Genomic DNA, 20,336 nt, shown 5'->3' on the forward strand with positions numbered 1-20,336 from the left:
CCGGTGTCCTCGCCGTCCCGCCTCCACTCCCTCGACAGCTGGTACTCCGAGGGGTGGAAGGGGCTCAACGTCGCCGTCCTCGGCCTCGGTGCCACCGGGTTCTCGGTCGCCGACACGCTGGTGGAACTCGGCAGCGAGGTGACGGTCTACTCGTCCGACGCCCCCGCCGACAGCGTCGAGCTGCTCGACGTGATCGGTGCCCGGTTCCTGCAGACGCCGCTCGACACCGTGCCGGACGCCCTCGTGCGGCAGGCACCCGACGTCGTCATCGTGTCGCCGGGGTTGCCCCCGCACAACGCCACCGTGCAGTGGTCGGTGACGAACAGCACCGTCTGGGGCGACATCGAGCTCGCCTGGCGCGTGCGCGACAAGGTCGTCCGCGGCCCGGTCGCGGCCCCCTGGATCACGATCACGGGCACGAACGGCAAGACGACGACGACACAGCTCACGACCGCGATGTACGAGGCCGGCGGCCTGCGTGCCGTCGCGTGCGGGAACATCGGCGTACCGGTGCTCGACGTCGTCCGCGACCCGGTCGGCTACGACGTGCTCGTCGTCGAGCTCTCGAGCCACCAGCTGCACTACGCGGCCTCCTCCGGCGACGGCGCCGTGGTGCCGCTCGCCAGTGCCTGCCTGAACATCGCGGACGACCACCTGGAGTGGCACGGCTCCGCCGAGGCGTACCGCGCGGCGAAGGCCAAGGTCTACGAGCGCACCGTGATGGCGTGCGTCTACAACACCTCGGACGAGGCCACCCGGCAGATGGTGCAGGAGGCCGACGTGGTGGAGGGCTGCCGTGCGGTCGGCTTCACCCCCGGCGTCCCCGCTCCCGGCGACGTCGGCATCGTCGAGGACGTGCTGTGCGACCGGGCGTTCACCGAGGACCGCCGCAACAGCGCGCTCGAGCTGTCGACGATCGCCGACCTCGAGGCCGCCGGGCTCGCCAGCCCGCACATGACGATGAACGTCCTGGCCGCCGCTGCCCTGGCCCGTGCTGGCACCGTCCAGCCGAGCGCCATCCAGTCGGCCGTCCGGGCGTTCCGCGCCGACCACCACCGCACCGAGCTCGTGGCCCAGGCGGACGGCGTCGCGTGGGTCGACGACTCGAAGGCCACCAACCCGCACGCCGCCACCGCGTCGCTGGCGTCGTTCGACACCGTCGTGTGGATCGTGGGCGGCCTGTTCAAGGGCGTCGACATCGACGGCTTGGTCGAGCGCTTCGGCCCCGGCGTGCGCGCCGTCGTGGTGATCGGCACCGACCGGACCCCGGTCCTCGAGGCATTCGCGCGACACGCGTCCACGGTCCCGGTGCTCCAGGTGGAGACGACGGACACTGATCAGGTCATGCGCGAGGCGGTCCGGCATGCCGCATCGGTCGCGAGGCCGGGCGACACCGTCCTCCTCGCCCCGGCGGCGGCGTCGTTCGACCAGTTCGGCTCCTACGCCGACCGGGGGCAGCGTTTCGCGGCCGCGGTCAACGAGCACCTGGGAGGAGAAGTCGATGGCGACGACACCGACGGATCTTCCGAACAGCCGTAACGGCCGGACCGCGTCGACCCCACGACGGACCAACGGCGCGATCGTCGCCGTCAAGAACGTCTTCGTCGCGGAGTCCAGCACCTTTTACACGATCCTCGGCGTCACGCTGTTCCTCGTCGTCTTCGGCGTCGTGATGGTGCTGTCCTCGTCGAGCGTCGAGGAGTACGCGGCGACCCACGACTTCTTCGGGGCGGCGTCCCGCCAGGGCCTGTACGCCGTGCTCGGCGTGCCGCTCATGCTCATCGCCAGTCGGGTCCCGACCCGGATCTGGCGGAAGTGGGCGATGCGGCTGCTCGGTGCTGCGCTCGTGCTGCAGCTGCTCGTGTTCACCCCGCTCGGCATCGACATCCAGGGCAACCGGAACTGGATCGGGCTCGGGTCGTTCACCGCGCAGCCGTCCGAGGTCGTGAAGCTCGGCCTGGTGCTCGGCATCGGCGCCATCATCTACGTCAAACGGGACAAGCTCGACGACTGGAAAGAGGTGTTCATCCCGATCGGGATCGCCTCGATGCTCTCGCTCGGCCTCGTCGTCCTCGGCGGTGACCAGGGCACCGCCATGGTCATGCTCATCCTCGTGTTCGGCGCGCTGTACATCGGTGGCGTCCGCGCGCGGCACCTGCTCGTCGGCCTCGGTGCGTTCGCCGTGATGCTGCCGTTCGTGACGATGGCGTCGGCCTCGCGTTCGACCCGCATCAGCGCCTGGTTGTCCGGGTGCACCGACACCAGCCAGTACCAGGACATCTGCTGGCAGCCGGTGCACGGCATGTGGGCGCTGGCGTCCGGCGGCGTGTTCGGCGTCGGCCTCGGCAACTCGAAGGCGAAGTGGTCGTGGCTGCCCGAGGCGGACAACGACTACATCTTCGCGATCATCGGCGAGGAGCTCGGCCTGATCGGCGCCGTCGTGGTGCTCAGCCTGTTCGTGGTGCTCGCCGTCGGCATGATCAAGATCATCCGGCAGTCCCGCGACCCCTTCGTGAAGACGGTCACCGGTGGCATCCTCGCGTGGATCATCGGCCAGGCGCTCATCAACATCGCCGTCGTGCTCGGCCTGCTGCCCGTGCTCGGCGTGCCCCTGCCACTCATCTCGGCCGGTGGATCGGCGCTCATCATGACCCTGGTGGCGATCGGCGTCGTGCTCTCCTTCGCTCGTGACCTGCCCGGCAAGAACGACCCCGGCCTGACGAACGCCCCACTCGGCCGGACCTCCACGAACGGATCACTGCGGTGAGCAAGTACCTCTTCGCCGGCGGCGGCACCGCCGGCCACGTCAACCCCCTGCTCGCGGTCGCCGACCGACTGACCGAGCGGGAGCCCGGCGCCGAGGTGCTCGTGCTGGGCACCGCCGAGGGACTGGAGTCCCGCCTCGTCCCGATGCGCGGCTACGAGCTGCTGACGATCCCGCGCCTGCCGTTCCCGCGGAAGCTCAACGGCGCGGCCCTGCGCTTCCCGCAGCACTTCGCGGCGGCGGTCAAGCGGACCGAGCAGATCATCCGCGACCACGAGATCGAGGTGGTCCTCGGGGTCGGTGGCTACGCGGCCGCTCCGGCGTACATCGCCGCCCGCCGCACCGGCACCCCGATCGTCGTGCACGAGCAGAACGCGAAGCCCGGGCTGGCGAACCGCCTCGCCGCGTTCCTCACCGAGCACGTCGGACTGACCTTCTCGAACACCCGCCTGCGCCACGGCCGCGTCGTCGGCATGCCGCTCCGTCGCGAGATCGAGTCGCTCGACCGCCGGGCCCTACGGTCCGAGGGGCTCGCCGAGTTCGGACTCGACCCGGACCGACCCGTGCTGCTCGTGACCGGTGGCTCCTCGGGCGCGCGGAGCATCAACCGGACGATCAACAAGTCCGCCGCCGCCATCGTCGGAGCCGGCTGGCAGGTCCTGCACGTCGTGGGCGCCGCGTCGGACATCGGCCCGAGCGACCTCGACGGGTACCACGTGCTGCCCTACTGCGACCGGATGGACCTGGCGTACGCGGCGAGTGACTTCGTCGTGTCGCGCTCCGGTGCCGGCATGGTGTGCGAGCTGACCGCCGTCGGGCTGCCGAGTGTGCTCGTGCCGTACCCGGTGGGGAACGGTGAGCAGCGCCACAACGCGAAGGACGTCGTCGACGCCGGGGGAGCCGTCCTGGTGGCCGACGGGGAATTCGACCAGGACTGGGTGACGTTCCAGCTGCTGAGCATCCTGCAGGACCGCTCCCGCATCGCGGACATGACCGTGCGGGCGGGCAGCGTCGGCCACCGCGACGGCGCCGACCGGATGACCGACCTGGTCCTCGACGCCGCGAAGCAGGCCCCCAGCACCACGGAGGAACGATGACCATCAAGCCGGACCTGACCCAGCCGATCCCGGACGACCTGGGCACGGTGCACTTCGTCGGCATCGGCGGCGCGGGCATGAGCGGGATCGCCCGGATGTTCCTCGCCGCCGGGCACCGCGTGACGGGCAGCGACTCCCGCGAGACGGAGACGACCGGCACGATGCGCGACCTCGGCGCGACCGTGCACATCGGTCACGACGCCGTGAACGTCGGCGAGGCCGACACCATCGTCGTCACGAGCGCCCTCTGGCCCGACAACCCCGAGCTCCTCGAGGCGCAGCGCCGCGGTCTGCCGGTGCTCCACCGTTCGCAGGCCCTCGCCGCCCTGATCGCCGAGCACCGTCTGGTCGCGGTCGCCGGTGCGCACGGCAAGACCACCTCGACCGGCATGATCGTCACCGCGATGGTCGAGCTCGGTCTCGACCCGAGCTTCGTCAACGGCGGCGTCATCCAGTCCCTCGGCACCAGCTCGGCCCCGGGGTCGAGCGACCTGTTCGTGGTCGAGGCCGACGAGTCCGACGGCTCGTTCCTGCTCTACGACGTCGCCGTGGCCCTGATCACCAACGTCGACGCCGACCACCTGGACCACTACGGCAGCGAGGAGGCCTTCACCGAGGCCTTCGTCGAGTTCGCCACGAAGGCGAGCGAGCGCGTCGTCATCTCGAGCGACGACGCCGGTGCGAAGACGGTCACGGCCGGCATCCGCCAGCGCGCCGACGCCCCCGAGGTCGTCACGTTCGGCGAGGCCGTCGACGCGGACGTCCGCATCGAAGGCATCACCGAGTCCGCCGGCGTCGAGGTCGACTTCCGCGCCGGGGGTGAGGCGTACCACCTGACCCTCCGCGTGCCCGGCCGGCACAACGCGATCAACGCCGTCGGCGCCTTCGCGGTGCTGACCGGCCTCGGCGTCGCCCCGGCCGACGCGGTCCGCGGGCTGGAGGCGTTCGGCGGCACCCAGCGCCGCTTCGAGCTGCACGGCGTCGAGCGCGGCGTCTCGGTCTACGACGACTACGCCCACCACCCGACCGAGGTCGCCGCGGCGCTCAAGGCCGCCCGCAACGTCGTCGGCGACGGCCGCATCATCGCGATCCACCAGCCGCACCTGTACTCGCGCACCCGTCTGATGGCCGGCGACTTCGCCAAGGTGTACGAGGAGCTCGCCGACCACACGGTCGTGCTCGACGTCTACGGCGCCCGCGAGGACCCGGAGCCCGGCGTGACCGGCGCCCTGGTGCAGGAGCGCTTCGCCGACCAGTCGCGCGTCGAGTTCCTGCCCGACTGGGACGAGGCGGCGGCCCGCGCGGCCGCGGTCGCCCGGGACGGCGACATCATCATGACGCTCAGCTGCGGCGACGTGTACCGGATCATCCCGCAGGTGCTCGGCGCCCTGGGCACCGACGGAGCGTCGTCCCGGTGAAGCGCCCCGAGGGGTTCGACGAGGGGGACGCCCGCAGGGACGCCCCGGCCGAGGGTGCCGACGCGCCCGGGCAGCGTCGTGGTCCCTCGAAGCCGCGGCTCCCGTTCCGCGGACGCGTCGCCGACGACCGGGAGGCCCGTCCCGCGTCCGCCCCGGAAGCGCCGGTCGACGAGACGGTCGACGAGACCGCCGGGTCGACCCCCGCGGATCGGCCCGCCGCCGGCACGTCGGGTCCGCACCGGGACCGCGTCGGCGCGTTCGCCGGAGCGGCTGGACGCCGGTTCGGCGCCGGGCTCTCCACCGTCGCCGACCGCCTGCGTGAGTACACCCCGAACGAGGACCACCGGGACCCGGAGGCCGACCGCCGCGACGCGGGACGCCGAGCGGCCACGAGCGGTGGAGCCGACCACGACGCGACCGTGACCGACGTGCTCGACGCGACCGGGGCCTCCCGGACCGATCAGCACGCCGAGGCGCCCATCGGGGCACGGGTGCGCGCTGCCGAGACCGCCCGCGAGGCGCGCATCGCGAAGCGGCGCCGCCGACTGCTCGAGCGTGCCGAGGTCCGCCGGTTCACCCGGCGCAGCCGGCACCGTCGCGCCGCGTGGATCACGGCGGCCAGCGTCGTCCTGGTGCTCGGGGTCTCGATCCTCGTCGCGGTGTTCTCCCCGCTGATGGCCCTCCGCACGATCGAGGTCAAGGGCACGAACCGCGTCGACGAGTCCGCGCTGCGCCAGGCCCTGTCCGACCAGATCGGCACGCCCCTGGCCCGGCTCGACTTCGACGCGATCAAGCGGGACGTCGCCGGGTTCCCGCTCATCGAGAGCTACGTGACCGAAGAGGCCCCGCCGCACACGCTCGTCGTCACGGTGACCGAGCGCACGCCGGTCGTCGCGGTGCGCTCCGGGAGCACCTTCGACCTCGTCGACCCCGCGGGCATCGTCGTGCAGTCGTCGCCGAAGCGGCCGGCGACCATGCCGCTCGCCGACATCGCCCGTGCGCGACTGGGGTCTTCGAGCTTCCGCACGATGACCGAGGTCGTGCTGGCGCTGCCCTCGACGGTCCGGTCCCAGGTGACGCGCGTCGCCGGGTCGACCGCCGACGACGTGACCCTGACCCTGAAGGACGGCTCGACCGTCGTGTGGGGGAGCCCGGACGACTCGGACGCCAAGGCCGAACTGCTCGCCGCGTTGGTCAAGGACCACGCGGCGCGCAACCCGGGCGTCGTCGTCGAGTACGACGTGTCGGCACCGGACAACGGCGTGATCCGCGCGGAGGACTGAATTGCCGGACCTGATCGGCGACACGCGGCGTGGCGGGGCGACACTGCGCCGAACGCACCCGTAGCGTCGAAGCCAGCACCACATCTACCAGCATTGCCCCTGAACTTCAAGTAGAGGTTGAGGGTTCGACCGGAGGCCTGACTGACGTGACCACGAACCACAACTACCTCGCCGTCATCAAGGTCGTCGGTGTCGGCGGCGGCGGCGTCAACGCCGTCAACCGCATGATCGAGCTCGGTCTCCGTGGCGTCGAGTTCATCGCGATCAACACCGACGCCCAGGCCCTGCTGCTCAGCGACGCGGACGTCAAGCTCGACGTCGGCCGCGAGATCACCCGCGGCCTCGGTGCCGGCGCGGACCCCGAGGTCGGCCGTCGTGCCGCCGAGGACCACGCCGAAGAGATCGAAGAGGCCCTCGCCGGCGCGGACATGGTGTTCGTCACCGCGGGCGAGGGTGGCGGTACCGGCACCGGTGGCGCACCGGTCGTCGCGCGCATCGCGAAGTCCATCGGGGCGCTGACCATCGGTGTCGTCACGAAGCCCTTCAGCTTCGAGGGCAAGCGTCGCCAGTCCCAGGCCGAGAACGGCGTCGCGGGCCTCAAGGACGAGGTCGACACGCTCATCGTCGTCCCGAACGACCGCCTGCTCGAGATCAGCGACCGCGGCATCTCCATGGTCGAGGCGTTCGCCACGGCCGACCAGGTGCTCCTCGCCGGCGTGCAGGGCATCACCGACCTCATCACGACCCCGGGGCTGATCAACCTCGACTTCGCCGACGTCAAGAGCGTCATGCAGGGTGCGGGGTCCGCGCTCATGGGCATCGGCTCGTCGCGCGGTGCCGACCGTGCGATCAAGGCGGCCGAGCTCGCCGTCGCGTCGCCGCTGCTCGAGGCATCCATCGACGGTGCGCACGGCGTGCTGCTGTCGATCCAGGGTGGCTCGAACCTCGGCATCTTCGAGATCAACGACGCCGCGCGTCTGGTGCAGGAAGCCGTGCACCCCGAGGCGAACATCATCTTCGGTGCGGTCATCGACGACACCCTGGGCGACGAGGTCCGCGTGACGGTCATCGCTGCTGGCTTCGACGGTGGCGAGCCGGCCCAGCAGCAGAAGGAACGTCGCTCGAGCTACGTCGACCCGGAGTCGAGCGCCGCGGCGCCCGTCGCCGCCTCGACCGGCGCGATCGAGGACTCCACCACGTCGAGCCCGTCCTGGGCATCGCAGGAGCACCAGCCGCCGGTGCAGCGCGCCGCCGACCCGGCGTTCGACGACGACGACGAGCTCGACGTCCCCGACTTCCTGAAGTGACCCACCCTTGGTAGCCGACACGCGCCTCCAGGCCTCGTCTCACGACGACGGGCTGGAGGCGCGTGTTGCGTCCGTCAGGAGCGGCATCGCCGACGCGGCGCGAGCCGCAGGGCGCTCGCCCGACGAGCTGACGCTCGTCGTCGTCACGAAGTACCACCCGGCGTCGCTCGTCCGCGAGCTCGCCGCGCTCGGCGTGACGGACGTGGGCGAGAACCGCCACCAGGAGGCGCAGGCGAAGGCCGCCGAGCTGGCGGGCCTCGGCCTGACCTGGCACTTCGTCGGGCAGCTGCAGTCGAAGAAGGCCCGCCAGGCCCGGCGGTACGCCCACGTCGTGCAGTCGCTCGACCGAGGCTCCGTCGTCGACGCGTTCGCCGCGACCGAGGCCGAGCCGGAGCCGCCGGTCATCGACGGCTTCGTGCAGGTGAACCTCACCGACGACCCCGGCCGCGGCGGGGTGCAGCCGGAGGACGTCGAACCGATGGTGACGCGTGTGCTGGCCGCCGGGACCATCCGGCTGCGGGGTGTCATGGCGGTCGCGCCCCTCGACGAGGAGCCCCGAGCCGCCTTCGCCCGACTCCGCTCGATCTCCGAACGGGTCGTGTCGCTCGAGCCCGGTGCCAAAGACATCTCCGCCGGCATGAGCGGGGACTACGCCGAGGCGATCCTCGAGGGCGCGACACACCTGCGGATCGGCACCGCAATCACGGGAAACCGGCCGCCCGCACCCTAGCCTCGTTGCAGGGCACCACGAGCACGAACCCCGGAGGAACCATGGCCAACCCGCTGAAGAAGACGATGGTCTACCTCGGCCTCGCCGATGAGGAACTCGACTACGAGGACGAGCAGCAGGCCGAGCCCGCGCGCCAGCAGGCAGCCCCTGCTCGCCAGGCCGCCCCGGCGCCCGCCGAACCGCAGGAGGCCCCCGCCGCGGCAGCAGCCCCGGCGGCCGCTCCCGCAGCGGCTCCGGCTCCCACCAAGACGCACACCCACCAGCGCGGCGCCCAGGTCACTCCGCTCCGCCGCTCGCACACGACCGCACAGAAGGCGACCCCGGTCCAGGAAATGAACGAGATCCTCACCGTCCACCCGCGCGAGTACAAGGACGCCCAGTCCATCGCCGAGAGCTTCCGTGACGGCATCCCCGTCATCATCAACCTCTCGCAGATGACCGAGGGCGACGCCCGACGCATGATCGACTTCGCCTCGGGGCTGTCGCTCGGCCTGTTCGGCAAGATCGAGCGTGTCACGAACAAGGTCTTCCTCCTCTCCCCGGCGCACGTCGCAGTGAGCGGTGAGCCCGCTGAGGTAGAGTCCGACATCGAGGCGAACTTCTTCGCCCAGTCCTGAGCCGTACCCGGCACACCCGCCCCTGAGCGTCGTCTGACGACGCTCGCCCGAGACGAGCGAGCCCCATCGTGTCCGTGATCCTAGGGATCATCTCCCTCGCGTTGCTCCTGTACTTCTTCGTGATGTGGGGGCGCTTCGCGCTCGACCTCGTGCAGAGCTTCAACCGTTCCTGGCGGCCGCGCGGGGGCATGCTGGTGGTGTCCGAGTTCGTCTACACGATCACGGACCCGCCCATCCGAGCGGTGCGACGGGTCCTCCCGCCGCTCCGCCTGGGGCCGGTCGCGCTCGACTTCGGCTGGACGATCGTGATGCTCGTCGTCATCATCGCCCGGTTCGTGGTCGCTGCTCTGGCACGCAGTATCTGAGCGGACTCCCGTCCGCGACACGCGCCACGCCAGGCGCGGGTCACGGTTCCGCCCCGTCGTCGGTGTACGGTGGTCGGGATCGATGCCCGCTCCGGTGGCGCATCCGCACCGCACGGCGCGACTGGTACATTCGGTCGCACCGCACGCGGTTCCACACGTTCAGCAGTTCTATTGAGGTGACGGCAATGGCTTTGACGCCGGAAGACGTAGTCAACAAGCGGTTCCAGCCGACGAAGTTCCGCGAGGGCTACGACCAGGACGAGGTCGACGACTTCCTCGACGAGGTCGTGGTCGAGCTCCGTCGCCTGACCGCGGAGAACGACGAGCTCCGCCAGCGCCTGCAGGCGGCCGAGTCGGCCCCGCAGCCGACGCAGGCCGAGCAGCCCGCTCCCGCCGCCGAGCCGGAGCCCACCCCGGCCCCGGTCGAGGCAGCACCGGAGCCCGCTCCGGTCGCCGCGGCGGCGCCGACCACCACGGTCCCCGCCGACGAGGACACCGAGGGCACCACGAACCTCCTGACCCTGGCGCGTCGTCTCCACGAGGAGCACGTCCGCGAGGGCATCGAGAAGCGCGACGCGCTCATCGCCGAGGGCACGGCCCAGGCCGCTCGCCTGGTCTCCGAGGCCGAGGCGAAGCAGCGACAGATCATCGCCGACACCGAGAACACGAACCGTCAGCGTGTTGCCGTGCTCGAGCAGGAGCAGCGCCAGCTCGAGGGCAAGATCGACGAGCTCCGGACCTTCGAGCGCGACTACCGTGCGCAGCTCAAGAGCTACATCCAGGGGCAGCTCTCCGAGCTCGACTCCTCGGGCGAGCAGTCCGGTCTCACCCCGGCGCCGGCTTCGGCGCAGGGCTTCGGCAACTGACGTTGTCGCGACCAGCATCACGAGCGAAGGTCAGTGTCCGCGCGATCGCGGCACTGGCCTTCGCCGCTGTCGTGGTGGTGGCGTTCGACCAGGTCGCCAAGACGCTGGTCGTCGCGAACCTGCCGTACGGCACCCCCGTCCCGGTCCTCGGTGGAGCGTTGCAGTTCCTGTACGTCCGGAACCCGGGGGCTGCGTTCTCGTTCGCGGTGAACATGACCTGGGTGTTCTCGGTCATCTCGGCCGCGGTCGTCGTCGCGATCATCGTGTACTCGCGTCGCATCCGGTCGATGTGGTGGGCCGTCGTGCTCGGCATGCTGCTCGGTGGCGCGTTGGGCAACCTGCTCGACCGGCTCTTCCGTGAGCCCGGCTTCGGGCGGGGCCACGTCGTCGACTTCATCTCGACGCCGTGGATGATGCCGGCGATCTACAACGTCGCCGACTCCTTCATCTGCATCAGCATGGTGGTCTTCGTGCTGCTGGTGATCCTCGGGGTGAACCTCGACGGCACCCGCACGCTCTCGGCCAAGCGCCAGGCGCAGGTCGACGCGGCGGAGCCGCTCGACAGCGGGGCCGCGTTCTCGTCGGCCGATGCCGCTCTCGACGAGCCGACCCGCGCCTCCAGGCCGGGGGACCGCGACCGTCGTGACACGCTGGGCCACGACGCCACGTGAGCGAATCGCGTTCTCTCCCCGTGCCCGACGGGCTCGCCGGTGAGCGTGTCGACGCAGCCATCGCGAAGCTCCTCGGTTTCAGCCGGTCGTTCGCGGCCGACGTCGTCGCCGCCGGTGGCGTCCGCGTCGACGGTGTGCCCGTCGACAAGTCGGACCGGCTGCACGCCGACTCCTGGCTCGAGGTCGAGTGGACCCCGAAGGAGCCGCCGCGCATCGTTCCGGCGGCCGTGCCGGGCATGACGATCGTGCACGACGACGAGGACATCGTCGTCGTGGACAAGCCCGTCGGCGTCGCCGCGCACCCCTCGCCGGGGTGGGACGGGCCCACCGTGCCCGGGGGCCTGGCCGCCGCCGGTTTCACGATCGCGACGTCCGGCGCCGCTGAACGTGCCGGGATCGTGCACCGGCTCGACGTCGGGACCTCGGGTCTGATGGTGGTCGCGAAGACCGAGCTGGCGTACACGCACCTCAAGCGGGCGTTCAAGGAGCGCACGGTCGAGAAGGTCTACCACGCACTCGCGCAGGGCCACCCGGATCCGACCTCGGGCACGATCGACGCCCCCATCGGCCGGCATCCCTCGAGCGACTGGAAGTTCGCGGTCACGTCGGAGGGCAAGCCGAGCGTCACCCACTACGAGACGCTCGAGGCCTTCCGCGCCGCCACCCTGCTCGAGGTGCACCTGGAGACCGGGCGCACCCACCAGATCCGGGTGCACATGGCGGCGACACGCCACCCGCTCGTCGGGGACACGATGTACGGCGCCGACCCGGTGCTCGCGGCCGAGCTCGGGCTCACGCGCCAGTGGCTCGACGCGGTCCGGCTGGGCTTCGACCACCCCCGCACGGGCGAGTGGGTGTCGTTCGAGGCGCAGTACCCGGACGACCTGCAGGCAGCGCTCGAGCAGATCCGGAGCGCGTCGCTCTGACCCGCCCGGCGGCTTGCGCCGAGGGGTCGCGAACCGTCGGCTGCGGCGCCGCCAGGCGACGCCTTCCGCACCCGCGGCGGTCGGCCCGCGGCGTGTCCTGCCCCCTCGGCGGCGCGCCCCGCGCGTGTCGCCATCCGATGCCGGACGGGAGGCACGGTGCGGCCCCGCCCCGCGCCTCCCGTCCGCCCCGACGCGCGCGGGAATGTGGGCGGCCGCGGTTAGGCTGTTCCCACACCGCAGCACACCGTACGAACCGGAGGTTCCGTGTCGGATTCCGACTCCTTCGTCCACCTGCACGTGCACAGCGAGTACTCGATGCTCGACGGTGCCGCCAGGCTCTCCGACCTCGTGGCGGAGACCGCCGCGCAGGGGATGCCCGCCGTGGCGGTGACCGACCACGGCAACATGTTCGGCGCCTTCGAGTTCTGGAAGGCCGCCAAGGCCGGTGGCGTCAAACCGATCATCGGGACCGAGGCGTACATCACGCCCCGCACGCACCGCTCGGACAAGACCCGTGTGCGCTGGGGGGACGGCGGGGGCGACGACGTGTCCGGCGCCGGGTCGTACACGCACATGACGATGTTCGCCGAGAACACGACGGGCATGCACAACCTGTTCCGGCTGTCGTCGAAGGCGTCGCTCGAGGGCTACTACTTCAAGCCCCGCATGGACATCGAGCTCCTGCAGGAGTACCACGAGGGGATCATCGCCACCACGGGCTGCCCCTCGGGGGAGATTCAGACGCGCCTGCGCCTCGGCCAGTACGACGAAGCGGTGCAGGCGGCCGCCGACTACCGCGACATCTTCGGCAAGGAGAACTACTTCGCCGAGGTCATGGACCACGGCCTCGAGATCGAACGCCGGATCATGAGCGACCTGATCCGCCTGGCGAAGGACCTCGACATCCCGCTGGTCGGCACGAACGACCTGCACTACACGCACGCCCACGACGCCAAGTCGCACGCGGCACTGCTCTGCGTGCAGTCCGGCTCCACGCTCAACGACCCGAACCGCTTCAAGTTCGACGCCGACGAGTTCTACCTGAAGACCCCGGCGCAGATGCGGCACGTCTTCCGCGACAACCTCGAGGCCTGCGACAACACGCTGCTCATCGCGGAACGCTGCAACGTCGAGTTCGACACCTCGGCGAACTACATGCCGAAGTTCCCGGTGCCCGAAGGCGAGACCGAGCACTCCTGGTTCGAGAAAGAGGTCGCGAAGGGGCTGGAGTACCGGTACCCGGGAGGCATCTCGAAAGAGGTGCAGGACCGCGCCGACTACGAGGTCGGGATCATCAACCAGATGGGGTTCCCGGGCTACTTCCTGGTGGTCGCGGACTTCATCAACTGGTCGAAGAACAACGGCATCCGCGTCGGGCCGGGGCGTGGGTCCGGTGCCGGCTCGATGGTCGCGTACGCGATGCGCATCACCGACCTCGACCCCATCCGGCACGGCCTGATCTTCGAGCGGTTCCTCAACCCGGACCGCGTCTCGATGCCCGACTTCGACGTCGACTTCGACGACCGGCGCCGCGGTGAGGCGATCAAGTACGTCACCGAGAAGTACGGGTCGGAGCGCGTCGCGCAGATCGTCACGTACGGCACGATCAAGGCGAAGCAGGCGCTCAAGGACTCCTCGCGCGTCCTGGGGTTCCCGTTCGGCATGGGCGAGAAGCTCACGAAGGCGATGCCGCCGCCGGTGATGGGCAAGGACATCCCGCTCACCGGGATCTTCGACAAGGACCACCCGCGCTACAAGGAGGCCGTCGACGTCCGCACCGTGGTCGAGACCGACCCCGAGGCGAAGACCGTCTTCGACACGGCGCTCGGGCTCGAGGGGCTGAAGCGCCAGTGGGGCGTCCACGCTGCCGGCGTCATCATGTCGAGCGACCCGCTCATCGACATCATCCCGATCATGAAGCGGGAGCAGGACGGCCAGATCGTCACGCAGTTCGACTACCCGGCAGCGGAGTCGCTCGGCCTGATCAAGATGGACTTCCTGGGGCTCCGCAACCTCACGATCATCAGTGACGCCCTCGACAACATCAAGACGAACCGGGGGATCGACCTCGACCTCGAGACCATGGGCCTGGAAGACCCCGAGGCCTACGCGCTCCTGCAGCGCGGCGACACCCTCGGCGTGTTCCAGCTCGACGGCGGGCCGATGCGCGGCCTGCTGCGGCTGATGAAGCCCGACAACTTCGAGGACATCTCCGCGCTCATCGCCCTGTACCGCCCGGGCCCCATGGGTGCGAACTCGCACACGAACTACGCGCTCCGCAAGAACGGCGAGCAGCCGATCACGCCGATCCACCCGGAGCTCGAGGAGCCCCTCAAGGACATCATCGGCACGACCTACGGCCTGATCATCTACCAGGAGCAGGTCATGGCCATCGCGCAGAAGGTCGCCGGGTTCTCCCTCGGCCAGGCGGACATCCTCCGCCGCGCGATGGGCAAGAAGAAGAAGTCCGAGCTCGACAAGCAGTACGCGGGCTTCCAGCAGGGCATGAAGGACAACGGGTACTCGGACGCGGCGATCAAGACGCTGTGGGACATCCTGCTGCCCTTCTCCGACTACGCGTTCAACAAGGCGCACTCGGCGGCCTACGGTGTGGTGTCCTTCTGGACCGCGTACCTCAAGGCGCACTACCCGGCCGAGTACATGGCGGCCCTGCTGACCTCGGTCGGTGACGCCCGCGACAAGCTCGCCCTGTACCTCAACGAGTGCCGCCGGATGGGCATCAAGGTGATGCCGCCGGACGTCAACGAGTCGATCGGCTTCTTCGCGGCGGTCGGCGACGACATCCGCTTCGGCATGGGTGCCATCCGCAACGTCGGGTTCAACGTCGTCGACGACATCGTCAAGGCCCGGACCGAGAAGGGTGCCTTCGAGTCGTTCCACGACTTCCTCCGCAAGATCCCGATCTCGTCGGCGAACAAGCGCACGGTCGAGTCGCTCATCAAGGCCGGTGCCTTCGACGAGTTCGGCGACACCCGACGTGCCCTGGTGGAGATCCACGAGGGCGCGGTCGAGGGTGCGGTGAAGGTCAAGCGCGACGAGGCCCACGGCAACGTCGGGTTCGACTTCGACTCGCTCTTCGCCGAGGCAGCCGAGGACGCCCCGAGCGCCGCGGTGTCCCAGGTGCCGGACCGACCGGAGTGGTCCAAGCGCGACAAGCTCGCGTTCGAGCGGGACATGCTCGGGCTCTACGTGTCCGACCACCCGCTCGCCGGGCTCGAGATCGAACTCGCGAAGCACCAGTCGATCACCATCGCCGACCTGCTGACCGCCGACGACTCGATCGAGGGCGAGACGGTCACCGTCGCCGGCCTGCTGACGAGCGTGCAGCACCGGGTGGCGAAGACGAGCGGCAACCCGTACGGCATCGTCGACATCGAGGACTTCGGTGGCCAGATCGGCGTGATGTTCCTGGGCAAGACGTACCAGGAGTTCGGCCCGTCCCTGGTGCCCGACTCGATCGTCGTCCTGCGCGGCCGCGTCAACGTCCGCGACGACGGCAAGGCCCTGCACGCGGTGAGCATGTTCCAGCCGAACGTCGGCGACGCGATGGGTTCCGGCCCGCTCACCCTGTCCCTGCCCGAACGCCAGGCCACGACGAGCACGGTGACGGAACTCGCCGCCGTGCTCGGCCGCCACCAGGGTGACACCGAGGTCCGGCTGAAGCTGCTCAAGGACGACGTCGCGCGCACCTTCGAGCTGCCCTTCCCGGTCAACCTGACCCCCGACCTGTTCGGCGAGCTGAAGAGCCTGCTCGGACCCCGCTGCCTGGTGTAGTCCGATGGCACTCGACCGCACGGCATGAGCGCTGGCCGGCCGGCACCGCCCGTCCTCCGGGCGTTCGGCGTGCACGACCGGCCGCTCGTGCGGCTCGGCGGCGGGCGCGGGCTGACCTGGCGCGCCGGGGACGTCGTCCTCCGGCCCTCTGGTGACCCACTGGAGGCCCGGTGGCGGTCCGACACGCTGGCGCGGCTCGTCCACTCGGCGGGGTTCCGGTCGCCACGCCCGGTCGCCACGGAGTCCGGGGAGTGGATCGTCGACGACGGCACCGGCGACGGTTGGGAGGCCTGGCGGTGGGTCGACGGTCGCACCGACCCCACGCGCGTGGACGAGGTGATCGCCGCGGGTGCAGCGTTCCACCGCGCGATCGCCCACCTGCCACGCCCCGAGTTCCTCGACCATCGCGACGAGCCCTGGAGCCGGGCGGACGGCATGGCCTGGGGCGGAGCAGCCCTGCCCGACGACCCGACGCTGGACCGCCTGGCCGCGACGTTCCGGCCGGTGACGTCAGCGTCGCAGCTCGTCCACGGTGATCTGCTCGGCAACGTGCTCTTCACGCCGGGCGAGCCGCCCACGGTGTTCGACTGGGCACCGTACTGGCGCCCGGCGGGCTTCGGCGCAGCGATCGATGCGGTGTGCTGGCACGGGGTCGACGCGAGTCGGCTCGGCGTGCTCGGCTCCGACGTCGCGGAGTGGCCGCAGCTGCTCGTCCGTGCGCTGGCGTTCCGGATCGCCACGCTGCACCTGCTCGACGCGTGGGACGCCGACCAGACGGCTCGCCACCGGCCCGTGGTCGACGCGGTCGTGCAGCACGCCGCCGGTACGCTGGAGGCCTCATGATGCAGCGAATCGACCTCCGCGGCGGCCTCCCCGCCCGTGCCGAACTCCTCCGACTCATGCCCCGCGCCGCGGGTGACGTGACGCACGCGGTCGACGCTGCGCGCGAGTTGATCGAGGACGTCCGACACCGCGGGGCCGCGGCCCTGCACGACCAGGCCGAGCGCTTCGACGGCGGGGCCCCTGCGAACGTCCGGGTCCCCGCTGCCGAGATCACCGCCGCCGTGGCCGGGCTTACCCCCGAGGTCCGAGCGGCACTGGACGAGGCCATCCGCCGCGTCCGGGCCGCGAGTGCCGCGCAGATCCCCGCCCCGTCCGTGACCACACTGGCCGACGGCGCCGAGGTCCACCAGCGCTGGCAGCCGATGCGCCGCGTCGGGCTCTACGTGCCCGGTGGCAAGGCCGTCTACCCGTCCAGCGTCGTGATGAACGTCGTCGCGGCCCAGGTCGCGGGCGTGCCCTCGATCGCCCTCGTGTCGCCGCCGCAGCGCGACCACGGCGGAGCGGTGCACCCGACGATCCTCGCCGCGGCGGGGCTCCTCGGCGTCGACGAGGTCTACGCGATGGGGGGTGCCGGAGCCGTCGGCGCGATGGCCTACGGCGTCGCCGAGATCGACCTCGAGCCGGTCGACCTGGTCACCGGGCCGGGCAACAACTACGTCGCCGCCGCGAAGCGACTGGTGCGCGGTGTGGTGGGCATCGACTCCGAGGCCGGCGCGACCGAGATCCTCGTGATCGCGGACGACACCGCCGACGCCGGGTTCGTGGCCGCCGACCTCATCAGCCAGGCCGAGCACGACGAGCAGGCCGGCAGCGTGCTGGTGACGACGTCCGCGGCGTTCGCCGACGCGGTGGAGGAGGCCATCCCGGAACGCACGGCGGTGCTCGGGACGGCTGCGCGCCTCCAGGCCGCCCTGGACGGACCGCAGTCCGCGATCGTCCTGGTGGACTCGCTGAGCGACGCGGCGACCGTGAGCAACGCCTACGGACCGGAACACCTCGAGATCCAGACGGTCGACGACGACGCGGTGCTGGCCGACATCGACGCCGCCGGCGCGGTGTTCGTCGGGCCCAGCACGCCGGTGAGCCTGGGGGACTACCTGGCCGGGTCCAACCACGTGCTGCCGACCGGTGGCCAGGCCCGCTTCGGGTCCGGGCTGTCCGCGTCGACGTTCCTGCGACCCCAGCAGATCGTCCGGTACACGCCCGAGGCCCTGGCCGAGGTCGCGCCGCACATCGTCGCCCTGTCCACCGAGGAGCAGCTCCCCGCGCACGGGGCCGCCGTGACGGAGCGCACGAACCGATAGCCTGGGGAACGACATGTTCTGCCCCTTCTGCCGCCACCCGGACTCCCGCGTCGTCGACTCACGGACGAGCGACGACGGAACCTCCATCCGCCGCCGTCGACAGTGCCCCAACTGCGGTCGACGGTTCTCGACCACCGAGACCGCGTCGCTCAACGTCGTGAAGCGCAACGGTGTCACCGAGCCGTTCAGCCGCGACAAGATCGTCTCCGGCGTGCGCAAGGCGTGCCAGGGGCGCCCGGTCACCGACGGTGACCTGGCTGTGCTCGCACAGCGCGTCGAGGAGACCGTACGGTCCTCCGGATCGAGCCAGATCGACGCGAACGACATCGGCCTCGCGATCCTCGCGCCCCTGCGGGAGCTCGACGAGGTCGCCTACCTGCGGTTCGCGAGCGTCTACCAGGCGTTCGACTCGCTCGAGGACTTCGAGGACGCCATCGGCCAGCTCCGCCGCGACCACCACGCGGCGTCCGACACGGCCGCCGGGTCGTCCACACCGTCCGGCACGCGCGCGTGAGCGGCATCGCCGAACGCATCGTGCGCGGCGGCTACCGCGTCGTGTTCCGGTCCGTGTTCGCGAACATGGACCCGGAACGTGCCCACCACCTGGCGTTCGCCGTGATCGCGGGGCTGCCTCGCGTGCCCTTCCTGAGCGGGGTCGTCGAACGCTTCTGCCGTCCCGCAGCGGCCGACGGCGTCACCACGATGGGCATCCACTTCCCGTCGCGCTTCGGCCTGGCGGCAGGGTTCGACAAGGACGCCCGCGGCATCGCCGGTCTCGGCCTGCTCGGCTTCGGCCACGTCGAGGTCGGCACCATCACCGCCAAGCCGCAGCCCGGCAACGAGCGCCCGCGCCTGTTCCGGCTGATCGGCGACCGCGCCCTGATCAACCGCATGGGCTTCAACAACCACGGCGCCGCTGCGGCCGCCCGACGCCTCGAGCGTGCCCGCCGCAACCCCGGTCGCCCCGTCATCGGCGTGAACATCGGCAAGAGCCGGGTCGTCTCCGTCGAGGACGCCATCGACGACTACCTCGAGTCCACCCGTCGGCTCGCGACGTTCGCGGACTACCTGGCGGTCAACGTCAGCTCGCCGAACACGCCCGGTCTGCGCGGACTGCAGGAACTCGACCAGCTCCGACCGCTGCTGTCCGCGGTGCGTGACGCCGCCGGCCGGACTCCGGTGCTCGTCAAGATCGCACCGGACCTGACCGACGAGCAGATCGACGCGATCGCAGGCCTCGCGGTCGAGCTCGGCCTGTCCGGGGTGATCGCCAACAACACGACGATCTCCCGCGACGGGCTGACCGCGGATCCGTCCGACGTCGAGGCGATGGGTGCCGGGGGACTCTCCGGTGCGCCGCTCGCCGCCCGCTCGCTCGAGGTGCTGCGTCGCGTCCGCGCCGCGGTGCCCGCCGACTTCTGCGTCATCGCCGTCGGTGGTGTGACCACCGAGCAGGACGTGCAGGACCGCATCGACGCCGGAGCCACGCTCGTGCAGGGCTACACGGCGTTCCTCTACGAGGGACCGACCTGGGCGGCGCGCATCAACCGGCTGCGCCGTCGGCGGCTGCGTCGCGCCGCGCGGTAGCCGCGCGGACCACTGCGCCGCCGAGTGAGCAGAACACGCCGTGGCTCGCCGATCGACCCGTCGTGTCCTGCTCACTCGATGATCGATGTCGGGCGGGGGAGCGGGAACGACGAAGCGCCGCCCGGCATGCCGGGCGGCGCTTCGTCGTGTGCGTGTGGCTACAGCGTGGGGTACTGCCCACGCCGGACCTGGGGCTTCGGCAGCCGCAGGAAGCGCAGCTGCCACGCCCGCGTGAGGATGTAGAGGAACGTGCCGCGCTGGAACTCGCCGAACTTGGTGGTGAGCTTGCGACGGAGCGACAGCCACAGCACCACGCAGTCGATGATGAACAGCGCCACGAACGCCCACACCAGCAGGAGCGAGTAGGACGCGATCACGGTCTGCGCGGCCGCGAACCCGACGATCAGGAACAGCACGAGCACGGGCATCATGACCTCGCCGACGTTCCATCGGGCGTCGATCCAGTCGCGGACGAAGCGTCGCTGCTCACCGCGGTCCTTCGCCGGCAGGTAGCGCTCCTCGCCGTTGGCCATGCCGACCCGGGCACGCTCGCGCTCCGAGTTGAGACGTGCGCGGGCGGCCTTCTTGTCGACCGGCGTGTTGCCCACGAGGGGGCGGCGGTTGGCTGCCTCTCGCTCGCGGCGGGACGGCGTGGGGCGGCCCTTGCCCCGCTCGAGGAGCTCGGCCTCGGTCGGTTCGACGGTCGTGTTGGTCTTGGGGGCTGCCTTCGCCACGGTGCGTTCCTAACGGCGGTGTGCGTGCG

18 protein-coding genes are annotated in these 20,336 nt (G+C 70.9%); 17 read left to right on the forward strand and 1 reads right to left on the reverse strand.

What is annotated here, in order from left to right; all coding sequences use genetic code 11:
* Positions 1-3 precede the first annotated feature (3 nt).
* From murD to Q9R26_RS14200, 17 genes are all read left to right on the forward strand, one after another.
* Entirely contained in the window at positions 4-1,539 is a 1,536-nt protein-coding gene (gene murD / locus Q9R26_RS14120) for a UDP-N-acetylmuramoyl-L-alanine--D-glutamate ligase (protein ID WP_311227621.1), read from the forward strand.
* Positions 1,502-2,767, forward strand: a complete 1,266-nt coding sequence (ftsW, locus tag Q9R26_RS14125) for a putative lipid II flippase FtsW (protein WP_182065473.1) — start codon at positions 1,502-1,504, stop codon at positions 2,765-2,767. The genes murD and ftsW overlap by 38 nt, the downstream gene beginning before the upstream one ends.
* Positions 2,764-3,861 carry an undecaprenyldiphospho-muramoylpentapeptide beta-N-acetylglucosaminyltransferase gene (gene murG, locus Q9R26_RS14130; protein WP_311227622.1) on the forward strand — a complete coding sequence of 366 codons (1,098 nt, stop codon included), beginning with the start codon at positions 2,764-2,766 and terminating at the stop codon, positions 3,859-3,861. The genes ftsW and murG overlap by 4 nt, the downstream gene beginning before the upstream one ends.
* On the forward strand, positions 3,858-5,279 hold the full coding sequence (gene murC / locus Q9R26_RS14135; RefSeq protein ID WP_311227623.1) for a UDP-N-acetylmuramate--L-alanine ligase: 1,422 nt from the start codon (positions 3,858-3,860) through the stop codon (positions 5,277-5,279). The genes murG and murC overlap by 4 nt, the downstream gene beginning before the upstream one ends.
* Entirely contained in the window at positions 5,276-6,562 is a 1,287-nt protein-coding gene (locus Q9R26_RS14140; protein ID WP_311227624.1) for an FtsQ-type POTRA domain-containing protein, read from the forward strand. Before murC ends, Q9R26_RS14140 begins: the two co-directional genes overlap by 4 nt.
* A gap of 146 nt (positions 6,563-6,708) precedes the next feature.
* Complete coding sequence (gene ftsZ / locus Q9R26_RS14145; RefSeq protein WP_027465251.1) at positions 6,709-7,869, forward strand: cell division protein FtsZ; 1,161 nt, start codon at positions 6,709-6,711, stop codon at positions 7,867-7,869.
* 7 nt (positions 7,870-7,876) lie between these two features.
* Positions 7,877-8,599 (forward strand): YggS family pyridoxal phosphate-dependent enzyme, encoded by a 723-nt coding sequence (locus Q9R26_RS14150; protein ID WP_311227625.1) that lies wholly within the window; start codon positions 7,877-7,879, stop codon positions 8,597-8,599.
* A gap of 41 nt (positions 8,600-8,640) precedes the next feature.
* Positions 8,641-9,216 carry a cell division protein SepF gene (locus tag Q9R26_RS14155; RefSeq protein WP_311227626.1) on the forward strand — a complete coding sequence of 192 codons (576 nt, stop codon included), beginning with the start codon at positions 8,641-8,643 and terminating at the stop codon, positions 9,214-9,216.
* Positions 9,217-9,284: 68 nt separating this feature from the next.
* The gene (locus Q9R26_RS14160) at positions 9,285-9,581 is read left to right on the forward strand and encodes a YggT family protein (protein WP_110892747.1); all 297 of its coding nucleotides are present in this window, start codon (positions 9,285-9,287) and stop codon (positions 9,579-9,581) included.
* 185 nt (positions 9,582-9,766) lie between these two features.
* Positions 9,767-10,447 carry a DivIVA domain-containing protein gene (locus Q9R26_RS14165; protein WP_311227627.1) on the forward strand — a complete coding sequence of 227 codons (681 nt, stop codon included), beginning with the start codon at positions 9,767-9,769 and terminating at the stop codon, positions 10,445-10,447.
* A 2-nt stretch (positions 10,448-10,449) separates the two neighbouring features.
* Complete coding sequence (gene lspA, locus Q9R26_RS14170; RefSeq protein ID WP_311227628.1) at positions 10,450-11,118, forward strand: signal peptidase II; 669 nt, start codon at positions 10,450-10,452, stop codon at positions 11,116-11,118.
* Entirely contained in the window at positions 11,115-12,044 is a 930-nt protein-coding gene (locus Q9R26_RS14175; protein WP_110864623.1) for an RluA family pseudouridine synthase, read from the forward strand. The genes lspA and Q9R26_RS14175 overlap by 4 nt, the downstream gene beginning before the upstream one ends.
* Before the next feature lie 315 nt (positions 12,045-12,359).
* On the forward strand, positions 12,360-15,839 hold the full coding sequence (gene dnaE, locus Q9R26_RS14180; protein ID WP_247737870.1) for a DNA polymerase III subunit alpha: 3,480 nt from the start codon (positions 12,360-12,362) through the stop codon (positions 15,837-15,839).
* 24 nt (positions 15,840-15,863) lie between these two features.
* A complete protein-coding gene (locus Q9R26_RS14185) occupies positions 15,864-16,682 on the forward strand; it encodes a hypothetical protein (RefSeq protein ID WP_311227629.1) in 819 nt (272 codons plus the stop codon).
* Positions 16,679-17,986, forward strand: coding sequence for a histidinol dehydrogenase (gene hisD / locus Q9R26_RS14190; RefSeq protein WP_311227630.1), 1,308 nt, complete (start codon positions 16,679-16,681; stop codon positions 17,984-17,986). The genes Q9R26_RS14185 and hisD overlap by 4 nt, the downstream gene beginning before the upstream one ends.
* A gap of 13 nt (positions 17,987-17,999) precedes the next feature.
* On the forward strand, positions 18,000-18,500 hold the full coding sequence (gene nrdR, locus Q9R26_RS14195; protein ID WP_111023127.1) for a transcriptional regulator NrdR: 501 nt from the start codon (positions 18,000-18,002) through the stop codon (positions 18,498-18,500).
* Positions 18,497-19,573 (forward strand): quinone-dependent dihydroorotate dehydrogenase, encoded by a 1,077-nt coding sequence (locus Q9R26_RS14200; protein WP_182067182.1) that lies wholly within the window; start codon positions 18,497-18,499, stop codon positions 19,571-19,573. The genes nrdR and Q9R26_RS14200 overlap by 4 nt, the downstream gene beginning before the upstream one ends.
* 158 nt (positions 19,574-19,731) lie before the next feature.
* Here the strand turns inward: Q9R26_RS14200 and Q9R26_RS14205 are convergent, their stop codons facing one another.
* Complete coding sequence (locus Q9R26_RS14205) at positions 19,732-20,307, reverse strand: DUF3043 domain-containing protein (RefSeq protein ID WP_311227631.1); 576 nt, start codon at positions 20,305-20,307, stop codon at positions 19,732-19,734.
* Positions 20,308-20,336 lie beyond the last annotated feature (29 nt).

This window comes from Curtobacterium sp. BRB10 (genome assembly GCF_031844325.1).
Lineage (GTDB): Bacteria > Actinomycetota > Actinomycetes > Actinomycetales > Microbacteriaceae > Curtobacterium > Curtobacterium poinsettiae_A.

What these genes read in the sequence shown, in the direction of transcription:
- ftsW (WP_182065473.1), top strand. Translation starts at nt 1,502, where the DNA reads ATGGCGACGACACCGACGGATCTTCCGAACAGCCGTAACGGCCGGACC.
- murC (WP_311227623.1), top strand. Translation starts at nt 3,858, where the DNA reads ATGACCATCAAGCCGGACCTGACCCAGCCGATCCCGGACGACCTGGGC.
- Q9R26_RS14155 (WP_311227626.1), top strand. Translation starts at nt 8,641, where the DNA reads ATGGCCAACCCGCTGAAGAAGACGATGGTCTACCTCGGCCTCGCCGAT.
- Q9R26_RS14165 (WP_311227627.1), top strand. Translation starts at nt 9,767, where the DNA reads ATGGCTTTGACGCCGGAAGACGTAGTCAACAAGCGGTTCCAGCCGACG.
- dnaE (WP_247737870.1), top strand. Translation starts at nt 12,360, where the DNA reads ATGCTCGACGGTGCCGCCAGGCTCTCCGACCTCGTGGCGGAGACCGCC.
- Q9R26_RS14185 (WP_311227629.1), top strand. Translation starts at nt 15,864, where the DNA reads ATGAGCGCTGGCCGGCCGGCACCGCCCGTCCTCCGGGCGTTCGGCGTG.
- hisD (WP_311227630.1), top strand. Translation starts at nt 16,679, where the DNA reads ATGATGCAGCGAATCGACCTCCGCGGCGGCCTCCCCGCCCGTGCCGAA.
- nrdR (WP_111023127.1), top strand. Translation starts at nt 18,000, where the DNA reads ATGTTCTGCCCCTTCTGCCGCCACCCGGACTCCCGCGTCGTCGACTCA.